The organism is Pinirhizobacter sp. (assembly GCF_035317885.1).
Taxonomy (GTDB): domain Bacteria; phylum Pseudomonadota; class Gammaproteobacteria; order Xanthomonadales; family Rhodanobacteraceae; genus Pinirhizobacter.
In genome coordinates, this window is the sequence record NZ_DATHFX010000042.1 from 1 (window position 1) to 16,591 (window position 16,591).

At 63.7% G+C, this 16,591-nt stretch carries 11 protein-coding genes; 3 read left to right on the forward strand and 8 right to left on the reverse strand.

Annotated elements, in window-relative coordinates; all coding sequences use genetic code 11:
• A partial coding sequence (locus tag VK519_RS01245; protein WP_324346890.1) for a putative Ig domain-containing protein occupies nt 1-4,554 on the forward strand: 4,554 nt, incomplete at its 5' end.
• Nucleotides 4,555-5,168: 614 nt separating this feature from the next.
• Nucleotides 5,169-7,163, forward strand: coding sequence for a hypothetical protein (locus VK519_RS01250; protein WP_324346892.1), 1,995 nt, complete (start codon nt 5,169-5,171; stop codon nt 7,161-7,163).
• Between the two features lie 13 nt (nt 7,164-7,176).
• Here VK519_RS01250 and VK519_RS01255 read toward each other — a convergent pair whose 3' ends face one another.
• Genes VK519_RS01255 through VK519_RS01290 form a run of 8 tightly spaced genes read right to left on the reverse strand, consistent with a single transcriptional unit; the run spans nt 7,177 to nt 15,586 of the window.
• On the reverse strand, nt 7,177-7,950 hold the full coding sequence (locus VK519_RS01255; protein ID WP_324346894.1) for a 3-keto-disaccharide hydrolase: 774 nt from the start codon (nt 7,948-7,950) through the stop codon (nt 7,177-7,179).
• A 20-nt stretch (nt 7,951-7,970) separates the two neighbouring features.
• Nucleotides 7,971-8,876 carry a hydroxypyruvate isomerase family protein gene (locus VK519_RS01260; RefSeq protein ID WP_324346896.1) on the reverse strand — a complete coding sequence of 302 codons (906 nt, stop codon included), beginning with the start codon at nt 8,874-8,876 and terminating at the stop codon, nt 7,971-7,973.
• Nucleotides 8,873-9,934 (reverse strand): sugar phosphate isomerase/epimerase family protein, encoded by a 1,062-nt coding sequence (locus VK519_RS01265; protein WP_324346898.1) that lies wholly within the window; start codon nt 9,932-9,934, stop codon nt 8,873-8,875. Before VK519_RS01265 ends, VK519_RS01260 begins: the two co-directional genes overlap by 4 nt.
• The gene (locus VK519_RS01270) at nt 9,931-10,521 is read right to left on the reverse strand and encodes a gluconate 2-dehydrogenase subunit 3 family protein (protein WP_324346900.1); all 591 of its coding nucleotides are present in this window, start codon (nt 10,519-10,521) and stop codon (nt 9,931-9,933) included. The genes VK519_RS01265 and VK519_RS01270 overlap by 4 nt, the downstream gene beginning before the upstream one ends.
• 11 nt (nt 10,522-10,532) lie before the next feature.
• Nucleotides 10,533-12,224, reverse strand: coding sequence for a GMC oxidoreductase (locus VK519_RS01275; RefSeq protein ID WP_324346902.1), 1,692 nt, complete (start codon nt 12,222-12,224; stop codon nt 10,533-10,535).
• 20 nt (nt 12,225-12,244) lie between these two features.
• Complete coding sequence (locus VK519_RS01280; RefSeq protein WP_324346904.1) at nt 12,245-13,138, reverse strand: sugar phosphate isomerase/epimerase family protein; 894 nt, start codon at nt 13,136-13,138, stop codon at nt 12,245-12,247.
• A 37-nt stretch (nt 13,139-13,175) separates the two neighbouring features.
• A complete protein-coding gene (locus tag VK519_RS01285; RefSeq protein ID WP_324346906.1) occupies nt 13,176-14,393 on the reverse strand; it encodes a nucleoside permease in 1,218 nt (405 codons plus the stop codon).
• Nucleotides 14,390-15,586, reverse strand: a complete 1,197-nt coding sequence (locus tag VK519_RS01290) for a Gfo/Idh/MocA family protein (protein ID WP_324346908.1) — start codon at nt 15,584-15,586, stop codon at nt 14,390-14,392. Before VK519_RS01290 ends, VK519_RS01285 begins: the two co-directional genes overlap by 4 nt.
• Before the next feature lie 443 nt (nt 15,587-16,029).
• Between VK519_RS01290 and VK519_RS01295 the strand changes: the two genes are divergently transcribed.
• Nucleotides 16,030-16,591: LacI family DNA-binding transcriptional regulator (locus VK519_RS01295; protein WP_324346910.1), on the forward strand; the 562-nt coding region annotated here is incomplete at its 3' end.

Below are 16,591 nucleotides of genomic sequence, written 5' to 3' on the forward strand. Positions count from 1 at the left end.
GGCACCTCGATTACCTATACGCCAACGACCGGCTATGCCGGACCGGACAGTTTCACCTATACCGCAACCAATGGTGCGGGCACCTCGTCGCCCGCCACCGTGACCATCACGGTGACCCCGCCAACCATCGCGTACGCGCCCACCAATCCATCCGGTGGCACGGCCGGCGTGCCTTATAGCCAGTCGATGGCGGGTGCCAGCGGTGGCGCTGCGCCTTATTCCTACACCATCGCGTCGGGCGCCCTGCCTACCGGACTGACCTTGGCGGTCAACGGCACGCTGAGCGGTACACCCTCGGCCGCCGGTACTTTTACCTTCCAGGTGAAATCCGCCGACAGTTCGACCGGTCCCGCGGCTCCGTTCTCCAAAACGACGGCGAACCTGTCGCTGACGATCGCGGCGCCGACTATGACGCTTACACCGACAACGCTGCCGGGCGGCACGGTCAACGCGGCGTATAGTCAAACGGTCACGGCGTCGGGGGGGACGTCGCCATACACCTATGCGGTGACGACCGGCACGCTGCCGACGGGTATTACGCTGACGAATGCCGGCGTGCTGAGCGGAACAACGACGCAGGCGGGTTCATTCCCCATCACAGTGACCGCGACCGATTCCACGACCGGAACAGGGCCATTTGCTGGATCGCGGGCTTACACGCTGATCATCGCTGGCCCGACCATCGCGCTGTCACCGGCCAGCTTGCCCAATGCCACGGTGGGTGCGGGCTATAGCCAGAATCTGTCCGCGTCCGGCGGTACCACGCCGTACACCTTCTCCACTACACCGGCCAACCTGCCGCCCGGCCTGTCGCTGAGCGCCGCCGGCGCGCTGTCGGGCATACCGACGACGGCGGGCGATTTCACTTTCTCCGCGATCGCGACCGACGCGCAGTCGTTCACCGGCAGCAGGAGCTACACGGTACATGTTGCCGCCATCGTCCCTGGCTCACCCACCGGGGCCACTGCGGTCGCGGGCAATACACAGGCTTCGGTGAGTTTCTCCGCGCCGACGGATACGGGTGGTGCGCCGATCACTGGCTACACCGTGACCTCCAGTCCTGGCAACATTACTGGTGCCGGTACGGGCAGTCCGATCGTCGTGACCGGCCTGACTAACGGTACGGCCTACACCTTCACCGTGGTCGCGGCCAATATCGCCGGCCCGGGCCCGGCATCCACGGCGTCCAATAGCGTGACGCCGCAAGGTGGGCAGACGATCACGTTCGCCAACCCGGGCACGCAGAACTTCGGTACCTCGCCGACGCTGACCGCGACAGCCTCCTCGGGCCTGTCGGTGACATTCAGTTCGACGACGACCGGCGTGTGCTCGATCACCAGCGGTGGCGTATTGACCTTCATCGCGGCCGGCACCTGCACCATCAATGCCGACCAGGCCGGCAATGGCCAGTTCACTGCCGCGCCGCGCGTGCAGCAAATGTTCCAGGTCAGTGCCGTGGTGCCTGGTGCGCCGGGCATCGGTACGGCCGTGGCCGGCGACAGGCAGGTCCAGGTGAACTTTACGGCGCCCGCCAGCCTCGGCGGCGACACGGGCGCGATCACCTATACGGCGATTTCCAGTCCTGGCGGCAGCACGGGCACCAGTACCTCTCCAGGTTCCATGACGGTCGGCGGTCTGACCAACGGTACGTCCTATACGTTCACCGTGACAGCGACCAATACGGCGGGCACGGGTGCGCCCTCGGCGGCCTCCGCCAGTGTCACGCCGAAGGGCGTGCAGACGATCACCTTCAATCAGCCCCCCGTAAACTTTAGCGCCCCGACGCAGTTGGGCGCCACGACGAACGCCGGCTTGCAGGTGTCCTACACCTCGATCACGCTCAGCGTCTGTACCGTTACCTCGACAGGTACCTTGACGACGGTGTCGCCAGGCAATTGCACGATCGACGCAAACCAGGCCGGCGATGCCGCATGGCTGGCCGCACCGCAGGTCCAGCAGACATTTGCCGTCGTCGTGCCGGGTGGCGCAGTGACATTGAACACAACCCCGCTGCCCGTGGGTACCGGTGGCACGCCTTATTCGGCGACCTTCACCGCGACCGGCGGTGCCACGCCCTACACCTTTGTGGAAACCGGCGCGCTTCCGGCAGGCTTGACCATGACATCGGCGGGCACGATTTCGGGTACGCCCACCAGTGCGGGTACTTATCCGATTACGGTAAAGGTGACCGACGCGGCGACACAGACCGCGCAGCAAACTTTCCAGCTGACGGTCAATGCACCCGGTATCGCGCTGGCACCGGCAACCTTGCCGCAGGGCAAGGTCGCCGTAGCCTATGCATCGACCACGCTAACGGCTTCGGGTGGTTCGGCGCCGTATAGCTACGCGGTGACGGCAGGTGCATTGCCGGCCGGCCTGACGCTCAGTCCGGCGGGTGTGATCTCCGGTACGCCGACGGCGGCGGGTCCGTTCAATATCACGGTGACGGCGACCGATAAGTTCAATTTCCAGGGCACGCAGGCGTACACCATCGCCGTCGGGCAGCCCACGCCGATCGTCGTCAACCAGACTTCCAGCACGGGCGCGAATACGCCGGTAACGATCCCGGGCGTGATCCCGGCCGATACCGGCCCGATCACCAGCCTGACGATCACCCAGCAGCCTGCGCATGGCACGGCCACCGTCAGCGGCCTGAACATCATCTACACGCCCGCCCACGATTACTTCGGCAGCGATTCGCTGAAGTACGCCGCGACTGGTCCGGGCGGCACCTCGGCGCCGGCCACGGTAGCCATCACTGTGGCCGCCGGCGCGGTGCCGGTGGCGACGGCGCAGGGCGCGACCGTGCTGGCGGGCAAGTCAGTCACCATCCACGCTGCGGCGGGCGCCGCGAACGGTCCGTTCACTGCGGTGACCCTGGTCGGCACACCGGCAACAGGCACGGCCACGGTGCAGGGTACCGATATCGTCTACACCGCCGATCCGAATGCGTCTGGCACGGTTGGCTTCGACTTCACGCTGAGCAACGCCTTCGGCGCGTCTGCGCCGGCGCACGTCACCGTTACCGTCGATGCTCGTCCGGTGGCGGCCAATCTGACGGCCAGCGTGATGGCAGGTTTGTCGGTGCAGGTGGACCTGACCACGACAGCGCGTGGTGGGCCGTTCACCGCGGCCAAGCTGATGTCGATCAGCCCCACCAATGCCGGTTCGGCAACCGTGCAGTCGTCGGCCAATGGCGGCTACACGCTGTCATTCACCGCGGCGCCGACCTTTGGCGGCGTGGCGCAAGTCAGCTACACGCTGAGCAATGCCTTCGCCACCTCCGATCCGGGCAGCATCGCGATCACCGTGACGGCACGCAGCGATCCGTCGAAGAACGCCGAAGTGCTTGGCGTGCTCGACGCGCAGGCTGATTCAACGCGTCGCATGGCGCTTGGCCAGATCAACAACTTCCAGCGTCGACTGGAAGCCTTGCACAGTGGAAGCGTCGGTGGCTTCAATAACGGGGTGACCTTCAGTTCCGCCAGCAGCATGACCGTCAACGGCGGCCCCACCACCGGCAGGTCCACCAACGGGATGTCGACCAACGGCATGTCCACCAATGACACGACGTTCGAACACAGGATCAACGGGCCATATGCCGGCGACGACCAGGGAAGCGGCTTGTTTGGCTCGCCCACAAGGATAGGTTCGGACGATACAACGGGTAGTACCGCTGCCGGCAAGAGTGCGAGTTCAGGCAATGGCGCCCCGGGCGGCTTGTCCGTGTGGACCGGCGGCGCGGTGAACTTCGGCAAGATGCAGCCAGGCAGCAGCGACGACGGCATCGACTTCACCACGTCGGGCCTGAGCATGGGCGCGGACAAGCAGGTGACGGAGAAGCTGGCGCTGGGTGCGGGCGTGGGCTACGGCCACGACGTGTCCGACATCGGCAAGTACACCAGCCGTAGTACGGTGGACAGCTACAACGTGGCGCTGTACGGAAGCTACCTCCCGGCCGCGTCGGTGTATGTCGATGCCCTGGTCGGTTACCAATGGCTATCGTTCGACGCCCGCCGGTACGTCACCGACAACGGCAACACGGTGCACGGCAGCCGCGACGGCAAGCAGTGGTTCGGATCGTTCTCGGTCGGTTACCAACATCAGGCCGACGACATGATGCTCACGCCGTATGGGCGCCTGGACATAGCCCGGGCCAACCTCGAGGGTTACACCGAAACGGGCGACGCGATCTATTCGTTGAAATACCAGGGCCAGAACGTGAACACCTCCACGGCCACGGTGGGCGTGTTGGCACAGTGGACGGCCAAGCGCGACTACGGCACCTGGGCGCCGCAGCTACGCGCGGAGTTCGGGCACGACCTGCAAGGCTCCAGCCAGGCGGCGATGCGTTACGCGGATCTGCTGAACGGGCCGATCTACCAGGCTACCCTGCAGAGCCAGTCACGCAACCACACCATGCTGGGTGCGGGCGTGGCATTGCAGACGCTGCATGGCTGGATGCTGCGCTTCGAGTACCAGAACTACCTGGACAACACGAGCCGGGATAATCAGTCGATTCTGTTGGGGATTGAGAAGAAATTCGATCCGTAAGGGCTATGGGTAGCGCTCGTCCGGCTGAGATCGGACGAGCGCGGTCGCCACCCAGTGGCTGTCGTGATCTCACCGACGCTGGGAACTGCGAAGAGGTCCTCATATTGGATTGCTTACCAGCTCACAAAAGCACGCTGAATGCCGTTTTTGAGGCGTTCGGATAGATACTTTGATTGATCCACGTGCTACATCGTACGAGCGGCTCATCCGGGTTCGCTGTTTCATCGACGCACGGATCGATGAGTTGCACGTAGTCCACACCTTCATTAACCGACCGCATTCCGCGGGCGAAGGGGAGTTGCGTCCCAATGAAAAAGCCTTGGATATTTCAGCGTGTCTCCCTGCGCCTGCATCGGGAGGATGGCGGCCTGGACCTTCGTCCATGGCGTAGCAATGCGGAAGCTGCCGATCCCGCGGGACCGGAGCTCCCGCGACGCGCGTTCCTTCGACACAGCGCTTTCGCCGCCAGTGGCCTGGGCCTGGCCGGCATGGCGGGTACATTCGGTTTGTCCTGGCTATTTGAAAGGTCAGCCTCTGCGGCTACGGTCGTTCCAACGGGTGACGTCGTCATCAGTGCGGATGAAACGATCATTCGCTCGCGACGTGAGCTGATCATGTTTCACGGTCAATCCAATGCCATAGGGACGGGTGGCCGCCCGGCACTTACATTGCAGCAGATCTATGCCAATGTCACCTTCAACGGCGGCGTGCGGCCCGGCACCGATGCCAGTGCGATGACGAGCCTGATCCCGCTGGTGGAATACGACGGCGGACATGGCACGGGTGGCGAAGTGGGCACCAATGCCTGCGCCGATGGCCTCGTGGAGTACACCGCCACGTTGAGTGGCGTGCCAGCTTCGGCGCAGTACAGCCGCTACAGCGCCTTCACCAGCGCCGAGGGCGGCAGGCCGATCGGTTACTTTGCCACCTTCCTTGACGACAACAATCCTGGCGGCTACCAGGGTTGGGACGACAGCAAGCTTCGCCTCACCTCAATGCTGGCGCTGATGCGTGCCGAAGGGTCGAAGGATGGTACGAACATCGGTTGGCTGGCCACCACGTGGCAGCAGGGCGAGGCTGATTCCACTGGCGTTTCGGAGACGCGCGCCAGCTACAAGACCAAGCTTATCGCGCTCGAGCGCGCGCACTGGCTCAAGCTCTGCCAGGTCTACCTGCCCGAGCAGAGCTGGCGGCCGCTGTGGCTGATAGCACAGGTTTGCAGTCACAACAGCTACGGCGCCACCAGCCTGGCCTTCTGCAATCCGTTCATTGCGCTGGCCCAGCGAGACGCGTGCCTGGCCAGCCCTTTCTTGCGCATGGTCAATCCGCAGTACATGTTCGACTACGTCGACGAGTCGGAGCGCGACCAGCCGATGCTCCATCTCAACAACGAAAGCCATCGCTGGCAAGGACGCTACTTCGCGCGAGCGCTCTATCAGCTGATCCAGGATCGCTCGGCGGGCGTCGCATTGAAGAATCCGGCGCTGGACATGCTGACGGCGGTCAGGGTCGATGCCAGCACGATCAACCTGGTCTTCAGCGTGCCCGCCGGCGTGCTGACCATCGATACCAGTTGGGTTGCGCCGACGCGCAACTATGGCCTGGATGTGCGCGACGCCAACAATAAGCTCGTGCCCGCCGCGCCGGGCGACAACAACATCATCGCCGCAGTGAAGGTGATCGCCACCGATACCTTGCAGATAACCCTGAAGAGCGCCTTGCCGGACACCGCGGCGAAGATCACGCTGGGTTGGGGCGATCCCGCCGAACCCGCCTCCCTTGCTGGTCGTAGTGCGGGGCCGCGCAGCAACATCCGCGACAGCGCCGGCGAGGCCGACTTCTACAAGGCCAGCAATGGCTCCCTGCGACCGATGCACAACTACGCCCTGGTTGGCGACGTCGCCCTGGGCTGGGTCGGTCGCGTGCAGCCTGCAGGCGAATGGCATTTCAATGGCAACGCACGCAGCGACATTATCGATCGATCCGGCAGCGGCCGTGCGGCACTTAAACTGATCGGCAAGCCCAGCTTTACCGCCTCGGGCGTGCAGTCGGCCAACAACACGCAGGGTTTCCAGACCGACATCGACGAGACGGCCAGCATGACCTTCGCGGCCATCTTCTGCAGCCCATACGGCGTCGGTCCGTCGGGAAATGCGGGGCGTGCGCTGAGTACTTACCAGGGCTTCAGCCCTCACGAGGCCGGCCTGGCGCTGCAACATTCCTATGATACGTCAGTAGCCAACTCGGAACTGACAAGCTTCCGCCTGGCCCTCACCGGCGGCGAAAAGGCCATCACCGACGGCCCCGCGCAGGGGGTGGATACGCGCTTCAAGCCCCGCTTCGCGATCGTCTCGGTTGATGCGGCCACGGGCACGGTGCGCTTCCTCTGCCCAAGCTTCGAAGAAGAACCGCGCGAGCAGACCTACGCCGGCCTCGGCAACCGACCGCTTAATGGCAAGGTGCTGATCAACGCATGGAAGGACGGCGGCGATGCGGCCCAGCAGGGCGCCATCCTCACTCGTTATGCCGCCGTCTGGACGCGCGCACTGAGCCTCGAGGAAATGCTGGCAGAGTACGAGTACGCGCGCGGCTTATACGGCGCGGTCTGACGGAAGAGGCCGCTTACTCCAGCGGCCTCACCCAGATGTTGCGGAAGCTGATGGGCTGCGAGGGATCGCCATGCGCCTGGAGCTTGATTGGCGCTTCGGTGTATGGGGTGTATTTCGGCTTGCCTATGTAGAACGTCTCGCCGGCAAGCTCCGTATGGTTCTGTACCAGCACGCCGTTGTGGAACAGCGTGATGTAGGCCGGTGATTTCAGCGAGCCGTCGGCGGCGAATACCGGCGCCGTCCAGATGGCATCGTAGGTTTGCCATTCACCGGGCGCGCGCATGGCATTGGCCAGGGGTGGTGTCTGTTTGTAGACGCTTCCAGCCTGCCCGTTCACGTAGGTCTTGTTGTTGTACGAGTCCAGGATCTGGATTTCGTAGCCCTCGTCGCCAGGCCCGGTGGAAGCCACGTACATGCCGCTGTTGCCGCGGGCCTGGCCGTCGCCGGTGATGCCCTTGGGAACCTGCCATTCCAGGTGGATCTGGTAGTTCCTGAATTTCTGCTTGGTCTGGATGTTGCCCGTGGTCTTGTCGACCGTCAGTATGCCGTCGTGCACCTTCCAGTGCGGGGGGGATTGATCCTTGGACGCCTCCCATTTCGAAAGGTCGTGGCCGTCAAACAGGACGATGGCGTCGGAGGGCGGCGCGCTATTCTGCTTGCCCGGCGATACTACTTTGGGCACGGGCTCCCACTGCTCGGTCGCCTTGGGGTCGGTTTGCGCCCAGGCAGATGTCGATGCGGCGGCTGCCACGGTGAAAGCAAGGAAAAGCGCGCGACGCTGGTTCATGGTCATCCTTCGATGAAAGTTCATACCGTGCAAATCTTGAAGGCCTCGGCAAACGAGTCGAACGGGTCGTTTCGCGCCGGCATGAATTCGTGCGCGATGAAGCCCTTGTAATCGAGGTCCGCGATCGCCTTGGCAATGGCGTGGTAGTTCAACTCCTGGGTGCCATCGATCTCATGTCGCCCCGGCACGCCGCCAGTGTGGAAATGCCCGATCCACTGGATGTTGTTGCGGATAGTGCGGATCACGTCACCTTCCATGATCTGCATGTGATAGATGTCGTAGAGCAGCTTGACGTTGGGCGAGTTGATGCCCTTCATCACCGCGACGCCGAACGCGGTACTGTCGCCCTGGTAGCCGTGGTGGTCGACCTTGCTGTTCAGAAGCTCAACGCACAGGGTGATGCCGTTCTCGGCCGCGAGAGGTGCGATTTTGGAGAGGCCCGCCACGCAGTTGTCGAGGGCCTGGTGGTCGTCGATGCCAGCCACGCGGTTGCCGAACATGGTGATCACGTTGGTCAGCCCGGCGCTCTTGGCCTTAGGGATGCTTGTTTCCAGTTCCTTCAACAGGGTGGCGTGGTTGGCCGGATCGTTGAAGCCAAACGTGATGAAATCGTCGCGCTTGGTGGGGTAGCCCATCGAAACGGCCAGGCCACTGTCGAGCACCTGCGCCCATTCGTCCGCATACAACAGGTCGACTCCGGCGAAGCCGAGGGCCTTCAGTCGCTTGCAGAGTTCGGGCAACGGCGCCTTGGACGTCCAGCGGCTCAGCGACTGCTTAAGGCGCCCGGGCGGTGCCTTGCCCGTGGCCTTCTTGCCGGGAACGGCTTCGGCGGCGGCGAGCAACGGCATGGCGCCGAAAGCAGCCGCGCCGGCGGCGAGGCGACCAAGGGCGGCGCGGCGGCTGATGCCGGTAGACGTAGTGATCATGGTTTTTCGAGTCCCAGGATGTCGCGGTTGAATGCGCGGTCACTGCCGGACGCGGCGAAGTCGTCGAACGCGCGCTCGGTGACCTTGATGATGTGGTCGCGGATAAACACCGCGCCTTCCTTCGCGCCTTGCTGGGCATCCTTGATGCAGCACTCCCACTCGAGCACGGCCCAGCCCGGGTAGTCGTACTGTGCCATCTTGCTGAAGATCGCCCTGAAATCGATCTGTCCGTCGCCCAGCGAGCGGAAACGCCCGGGACGATCGATCCAGCTCTGGTAGCCGCCGTAGACACCCGCACGCCCATTGGGACGGAACTCGGCGTCCTTCACATGGAACGCGCGGATGCGCTCGTGGTAGTTGTCGATGAACTGCAGGTAGTCCATCTGCTGCAGCACCATGTGGCTGGGGTCGTAGAGGATGTTGGCGCGCGGGTGGTGCCCGACGGCGTCCAGAAAACGTTCGAAGGTAACGCCGTCGTGCAGGTCCTCGCCAGGATGCAGTTCATAACAGACATCGACGCCGGCTTCGTCGAAGGCATCGAGAATGGGCCGCCAACGCTTGGCCAGTTCCGCGAAGGCTTCCTCGATCAGCCCGGCGGGGCGCTGCGGCCACGGGTAGAACAGATGCCAGGCCAGCGCGCCGGAAAAAGTCGCGTGCGAGGTCAGGCCCAAATGCTTGCTCGCCTTCGCCGCAAGCTTGAGTTGTTCCACAGCCCAGGCCTGTCGCTGCGACGTGTGGCCACGCAACGCGGGGGGCGCGAAGCCGTCGAACAAGCGGTCGTAGGCGGGATGCGAGGCCACCAGCTGCCCTTGCAGATGCGTGGACAGCTCGGTCACCGCCAGCCCGTGCTCGGCCAGCATGCCTGCGATGTCATCGCAATAAGCCTTGCTTGCCGCCGCCTGCTCGAGGTCGAACAAGCGATGATCGTTGCTTGGAATCTGTATGCCGACAAAGCCCAGCGACGCCGCCCACCGGGCGATGTCGGGGAGCGTGTTGAATGGCGCCACATCGTCGGCGTACTGGGCAAGGAAGATGCCCGGACCCTTGAGCGTTTTCATATCTTCAGTTCCGTTTCAACGGCCCATGCCTTGCCATTGCCCGCCTGGGACAGCGGTATATCGGCCTTGAAACCACCGGGAATGGCCACGTACTGAAGCACCTGGGTGCAGCCAGGCTCGGACATGAAGAAGCCCAGCATGGTCAGCTTCTTGGTCATCAGCACGAAGTCGGCGGCGGGCGGGATCTTCGCATCGAGCGGTTCGGCAATGGCCTCGGCGTGGAGCCTGGTCACCAGCGCCTTGCGTTGGGACTCGTCCAACTGCAGGAACGGCTTGCCACCGGCCTTGTCGAATGCAACCAGCGAGGTGAGGTACCGCTCTTTCTCGTTCTTGGTATAGACATCCTTGAACATCGAATCGATGAAGGCCGGTACGCCTGCATCGACCGCCCCCGGGGTATCGGTACGTGGGATCACGATGTCGACCACACCGGCAATCAGGCTACCTTGCGCCGGATTGAAGAAGCGGGGAGCCGCACCCGGTTTCTGCGAAGCGGCAAAGGCATCGAATACGGCCAGCAGCGAAGGCGCGGCGACCGCGCCGACCGCAAGCGTGGACATGCTTTTCAACCATTCACGACGGTTCATGGCGTATTTCCTTAAATGTTGCCGCGCTTGAGTTCGTCCACGGCATGGCTGGCCGCGCGTGCGGTCAGCGCCATGTAGGTCAATGACGGGTTCTGGCAGGCAGACGACGCCATGGCCGAGCCGTCGGTGATGTAGACGTTCTTGCAGGCGTGCATCTGGTTCCACGCGTTCAGTACCGAGGTCTTCGGGTCGCGGCCCATGCGCGCGGTGCCCATTTCGTGGATGCCGGCGCCGACGTTGGCCTCCATGGTGAAGGCTTGCACGTTCTTGTAGCCGGCGGCGTTGAACATCTCGAGCGCGTCGTCGACCATTTCCTTGGTCATCAGGTGTTCGTTCTCCCGGTGCACGGCATCGAAGTTCAGCACGGGCAAGCCGTACTTGTCCTTGATCCTGCGGTCGAGGGTGACCATGTTCTTGTGGTCGGGCAGCATTTCGCCGAAGCCCATCATCGACACGCCCCACGGGCCGGGATTCTCCGCGGCCTTCTTAAGGTCCGCGCCCAGCACCGCCTGGTCGACCAGGCGTGTCCAGTCGCTGCGGCTTGCGCCGCCCTGGTAGCCGAAGCCGCGCAGGTATTTGCGCTTGTCGGAACCGACGTTACGATAGCGCGGGATGTAGAACCCATTCGGCCGGCGCCCGGAGTAGTAGCGGTCTTCATGGCCTTCCACCAGCGCCCGCGCGCCGTTGCCGAAGATGTGGTCCATGATGTTGTGGCCCACTTCGCCACTGTCGTTGCCGAAGCCGTTGGGAAAGCGGCTGGACACGGAATTGAGCAGGATGTGCGCGGTGCCGAAGGTGGACGCGTTCAGGAAGATCACCTTCGCGAAATATTCGGTCTGGTGGCCGGTCTCGGCATCGAGCACGCGCACGCCGGTCGCCTTGCCCTTGGCGTTGTCGTAGATCAGCTCGTAGACGATGGCGTTGGTGACGATCGTCATGTTGCCGGTTTTCTCGGCGGAGGGAAGGGTCGACGAGTTGCTGCTGAAATAGGCGCCAAACGGGCAGCCGCGCATGCACAGGTTGCGGTACTGGCACTGCCCACGCTGCGGGCTCTTGTCGTGCTTGAGAGGCTCGGACAGGTTCGCCGTGCGGCCGATGATCAGCTTGCGGTTGAACTTGTCGCCCAGCTTGCCCTGGAAATCCTTCTCCACGCAATTGAGTTCCATCGGTTTGAGGAACTGGCCGTCGGGCAGTTGCGCCATGTTCTCGGTCGACCCGCTGACGCCGATGAAGTGCTCGACGTAGTCGTACCAGGGGGCGAGGTCGTTGTAGCGGATGGGCCAGTCCACGCCCACGCCGTCCTTGCCGTTCGCCTCGAAATCCATCTCGCTGAAGCGATAGCTCTGCCGGCCCCACATCAATGAGCGTCCACCCACGTGATAGCCGCGGAACCAGTCGAAGGGCTTGGTTTCCTCGTACGGGTTGTCCAGGTCGTCGACGAACCAGTGCTTGGTCGACTGCGTGATGCCGTAGAACGACGGGCGCGTGCTCTTCGGGTGGCGCTTGATGTCTTCCTGGGTGGGCTCATCGGCGTACGGCAGTTCCCACGGCGCCTTCAGGGCGGTGGGGTAATCGCCATGCTTGACCATGGGGCCGCGGTCGAGCACCAGGGTCTTGAGCCCTTTCTCGGTCAGTTCCTTGGCGGCCCAGCCGCCGCTGACTCCAGTGCCGACGACGATGGCGTCGAATGTGTTCTTTTCCATGCGTATGCCTTGATTCGGGTTCAGCGCATCGGGCGCAGGTAGGCGAAATCGACGCGCGCGGCGTCGAGCTGGCTCATGCGGGCATAGGGGCCTTCCTGTTCGACGAAGCAGTGCTTCAGTCCGGAGGTGTCCGCCGCCGCCATGATCGGTTTGTAGTCGAGCGTGCCACGGCCGAGTTCCGCACCTGGATAGTTGTTCTTATCGTTGGCGCCGGGCAGGAAATCCTTGGCATGCATCAGCGGGATGCGGCCGGGGTTGGCCTTGAAGATATCCGCAGGGTTCTTGCCGCCCGCATGGACCCAGCCGCAGTCGAGCTCGAACTGGACAAGCTTGTGGTCGGTTTCCTTCAGCAGCACGTCGTAGAACGTCTGCCCACCACCGACGTCGGTAAATTCCAGGTGGTGGTTGTGGTAGGCGTATTGCAGGCCCGCCTGTTTGGCCTTCTCGCCGAGGCGGTTGGCATATTCCGCGGTGCGCTTGGCCTCGTCGAGCGAGTAGGTCGGCTCCGGCGCGCTCTTCCCCTTCGCGGCCTGCTCCTTCTGCATGATGGACGGCAGCATGCTGCTGACGATGTACTGCGCACCAAGCATGTGTGCGGCTTCGATACCGGGCTCGAAGCCGAGGCTGTCGAAGTGCATGCTGGGCGAGCGCAGGCCGGTTTCCTTCAACTGGTCACGCAGCGTCGTGGCCGTGCTGGTGACGATGGCTTCGATCTCCGTATAGCCGATCGCCTTGAGCGTCTTGAGTGCACCGATGGGGTCGTCCTGGTAGGCCTTCAGCACCATGTAGAGCTGGATGCCGAGCGGCTTGCCCTGCGCGGTGGCGGCAAGGAGCCTGCCGGGCGCTCCGAGGGTAAGCCACGCCGCCGAGCCGAATAGCGCGGAACGAGCCAGGAACTGCCTGCGATTCATCATGAACGGTTCTCCGCCGATGGGGGATGGAGGGGGCGAATCAGGTGGCGACGGCGGCGACGTTGCCTGCCTTCGCCTTGCGATCCTTGAACAGCAGTACGAACAATACGAGCACGACGGCGGCGCAGCCACCGGCGAGCATCCAGATTCCGTGCCAGTCGTGCGTCGCAACGCCCTGGGCGTTGACCTGCACGTACGTGTCGACCGCCACCCCGGAAAGCCACGAGCCGACGAACATGCCCAGGCCGTAGGTCAGGAAGGTGATCAGCCCTTGCGTTGCCGCGCGCAGGGCAGGAGGCGCCTCGCGATCGATGTAGATCTGGCCGACGACGAAGAAGAAGTCGAAGCAGATGCCGTGCAGGATGATGCCGAGCCAGAGCATCCACATCAGCTCGCCGGTGCCGCCGAAGGCGAACATGGCGTAGCGCACCACCCAGGCCAGCATGCCCACGGCAAGCATCCACTTCACGCCAAGGCGCCGGAAGAACCACGGGATGAGCAGCATGCAGAGGATTTCCGACATCTGCCCGCCGGTCATCTTGCCGGCGGCGTTGACCACGCCGATCTCGTTGAGGAACAGGTTGGTGAACGCGTAATAGAACTGCAGCGGGATGCAGATCAGGAACGAGGCCAGCGCGAAAATCGCCATCGAGCGGCCGCGAAGCAGGTGCAAGGATTCCAGCGGCAGTGCATGGCGTAGCTGGAAACGCTCGGGGTTGGCCAGTGGCGGCGTCGGCGGCAAGGTGAAGCAGTAGCCTGCCATCACCAGAGAAAGCCCGGCGGCCAGGTACAACGGCGAGGCGGTGGCTTCCACGCCCAGGGCGCCTACGACAAGACCCACGGCGATCCAGCCCAGCGTACCGAACACGCGGATCGCGCCGAATTCTTCCTGCGGATCGTTGATGTGCCGCATGGCCAGCGAGGTGGTGAGCGCCAGCGTTGGCATGTAGCTCAAGCTGTAGGCCAGCAGGGCGATATACAGCACCGCGAATGAGCTTTGTTGTGCGGCGACCACCAGCAGCACGGCGCCGATGACATTCAATGCGGCAAGCACACGACGCGTATCGAACAGGCGGTCGGCAAGCAGGCCCACGAACAGCGGCGAGATCATCGCGCCGATGGCGGTGGTGCCGGCGATGGCGCCGATTTCCTTGCCGCTGAAGTGCAGCGTCTGGCCCAGCCACGTACCGACCGTGACATACCACGCGCCCCAGATGGCGTACTCGAACAACATCATCACTCTAAGGCGCCACTTCATCCTTTCTTCCCCTTTGTGCGTGATGGTCCGAGAGGGTCTTCGATCTGCTGCCATACACCGCCGGCGGCATGGCTCTTGAGCATCGCATCGACCAGCTGGCTGTTGCGATAGCCGTCGGCGAACGTGGGTAGCGCGGCAGGCTTCGTTTCGGGGGTGCCACCGCGCCGGATCCACGCATAGGCGTCGGCCAGCAGGTTGCGAAAGGCGTCCGCCCAGGCTTCCGGGTGGCCCGCGGGCAGGTGCGCGTAGCCGCGCGCGGCGGGATCAAGCAGCGCGGGGTCTCGCGTCAGCAACCTGTTGGCCTTCGCATGGTGGCCGATCCATAGTTCGTTGGGCTGCTCCTGCCGCCACGCCAGCGAGGCCTCGCGCCCGCTGACTTCCAGGCGCAGGTCGTTCTTGTGGCCGGGCAGCACCTGGCCAACGGTGACGCAGCCGCGCGCGCCGTTGTCGAAACGCAGCAGCACGCTGGCGATGTCTTCGCTGGTGATCTTGATCTTGCGCCGTGGTGTCGACTTGGCGGAGCCTGCGAAAGCCTTCGGCGAAGCCGCCGGCGCCTCGCGGACCGGCACGGCCGTGTGCAGATCGGCCAGTACGGCGGTGATACGCGCACCGGTGACGTGTTCGGCCAGGTCGCACCAGTGCGAGCCGATGTCGCCAAGGGCGGAGCTGGCGCCACCGAGCTTGGGATCCAGGCGCCACGAATAAGCGCGCTCGTCAGTGAGCCAATCCTGCAAATAACAGCCATGCACGAACACCGCCTGGCCGACCTTGCCCTTGGCGATCATCGCGCGCGCCTGCTGGACAAGCGGGTAGCCGCGATAGTTGAAGGTGACGACATGCGCGACCTGGGCCTGGCGCGCGGCTTCGTACAGTTCACGCGCTTCCTGCGTGCTGCTGGCAAGCGGCTTGTCGGAGATCACATGCTTGCCGGCACGTAGCGCCGCCAGCGAGACCTCCCTGTGCAGGTGGTTGGGCGTGGTGTTGTGGACCACCTGTACAGCGGGGTCGGCCAGCAATTCCCGGTAACCCGCATAGGCGCGCCCGGCGTCCAGTTCACGCGCGCGCTTTTTTGCGGATTCGAGGCTGGAGCCAGCGATACCGACGATCTCGACGTTGCCCAGGCGACGCACGGCATCGAGGTGATGCGCGGCGATGAAGCCGGGGCCGACGAGCCCCATGCCAAGTTTCTTCATCGGGTTACCGCCCTGGCGCTGGTCGACATGGACTGGCCTGCCATTTCCCCTCCGACATGCTGCTGTCGCTTGAATGTATTCGATTACATGTGCATGAATGCTGGCGTTTGCGCGTCGAGCCTCGTGTCACTAAGTACTACAAATGTGGCAATGTATGTAGCAGATGTGAAGATGCCGATGCAACGATTTCATGTAATCCATTACATTGCACTGCACAAATTTCGGTCGGGGCGGCCACGGTGGACGTGTCGTTCCCGGATATGGCCGGCTGGTATCGTCCAGGCCACGGCAGCGGAAAAAGAGGGCTTGAACCGGTGAGTGCGGACGGATCCAGGCGTAGGCGGCAGGGGGACAAGGGCGAGCCGGCGAATGCTGCGCCGCAGCCTGCGCGTGTCCGGACGGTCAAGGAAATTGCCGCCATTGCCAAGGTTTCGGTGGCAACCGTGTCACGCGCCCTGCAGCGGCCCGAGCTTGTCAGCGAAGCGACGCGCCTGCGTATCCACGAGGTCGTCAAGCGCCTGGGCTACACGCCCAATGCCTTGGCACGCAACCTGCGCACGGCGCGCACGCGCCTGGTCATTGCCCTGCTCCCAGACATCGCCAACCCGTTTTTCTCTGAGGTGATCCGCGGCATCGAGCAGGTCGCGCACGAGAACGGCTACTCGGTGCTGTTGGGCGAGACGCAAGGCAGCCTGGTGCGCGAACAGGCCTACGCCGACATGATCGCGGCGCGCCAGGCCGATGGCATCATCACCATGTCTCCTCGCGTACCGGCCATTCCCATTGACGGCCGCCTTCCCGTGGTCAACGCTTGCGAATACGTCAAGGACAACAGGATTTCCAGCGTCTATATCGACAACGTCGCCGCGGCAGGCGCCGCCGTCGACTATCTGGTTACGCTGGGGCACCGCGACATCGCCTTCATTGCCGGCCCATCGTCCAGCCCGATATGCGTGGACCGTGAGCAGGGCTACCAGCTCGCCCTGCAGCGGGCAAAGATTCCAG

Bases quoted from the DNA above. Each gene is read 5' to 3' on its own strand.
- VK519_RS01250 (WP_324346892.1), top strand. From the start codon at position 5,169: ATGTTTCACGGTCAATCCAATGCCATAGGGACGGGTGGCCGCCCGGCA.
- VK519_RS01255 (WP_324346894.1), bottom strand. From the start codon at position 7,950: ATGAACCAGCGTCGCGCGCTTTTCCTTGCTTTCACCGTGGCAGCCGCC.
- VK519_RS01260 (WP_324346896.1), bottom strand. From the start codon at position 8,876: ATGATCACTACGTCTACCGGCATCAGCCGCCGCGCCGCCCTTGGTCGC.
- VK519_RS01265 (WP_324346898.1), bottom strand. From the start codon at position 9,934: ATGAAAACGCTCAAGGGTCCGGGCATCTTCCTTGCCCAGTACGCCGAC.
- VK519_RS01270 (WP_324346900.1), bottom strand. From the start codon at position 10,521: ATGAACCGTCGTGAATGGTTGAAAAGCATGTCCACGCTTGCGGTCGGC.
- VK519_RS01275 (WP_324346902.1), bottom strand. From the start codon at position 12,224: ATGGAAAAGAACACATTCGACGCCATCGTCGTCGGCACTGGAGTCAGC.
- VK519_RS01280 (WP_324346904.1), bottom strand. From the start codon at position 13,138: ATGATGAATCGCAGGCAGTTCCTGGCTCGTTCCGCGCTATTCGGCTCG.
- VK519_RS01285 (WP_324346906.1), bottom strand. From the start codon at position 14,393: ATGAAGTGGCGCCTTAGAGTGATGATGTTGTTCGAGTACGCCATCTGG.
- VK519_RS01290 (WP_324346908.1), bottom strand. From the start codon at position 15,586: ATGAAGAAACTTGGCATGGGGCTCGTCGGCCCCGGCTTCATCGCCGCG.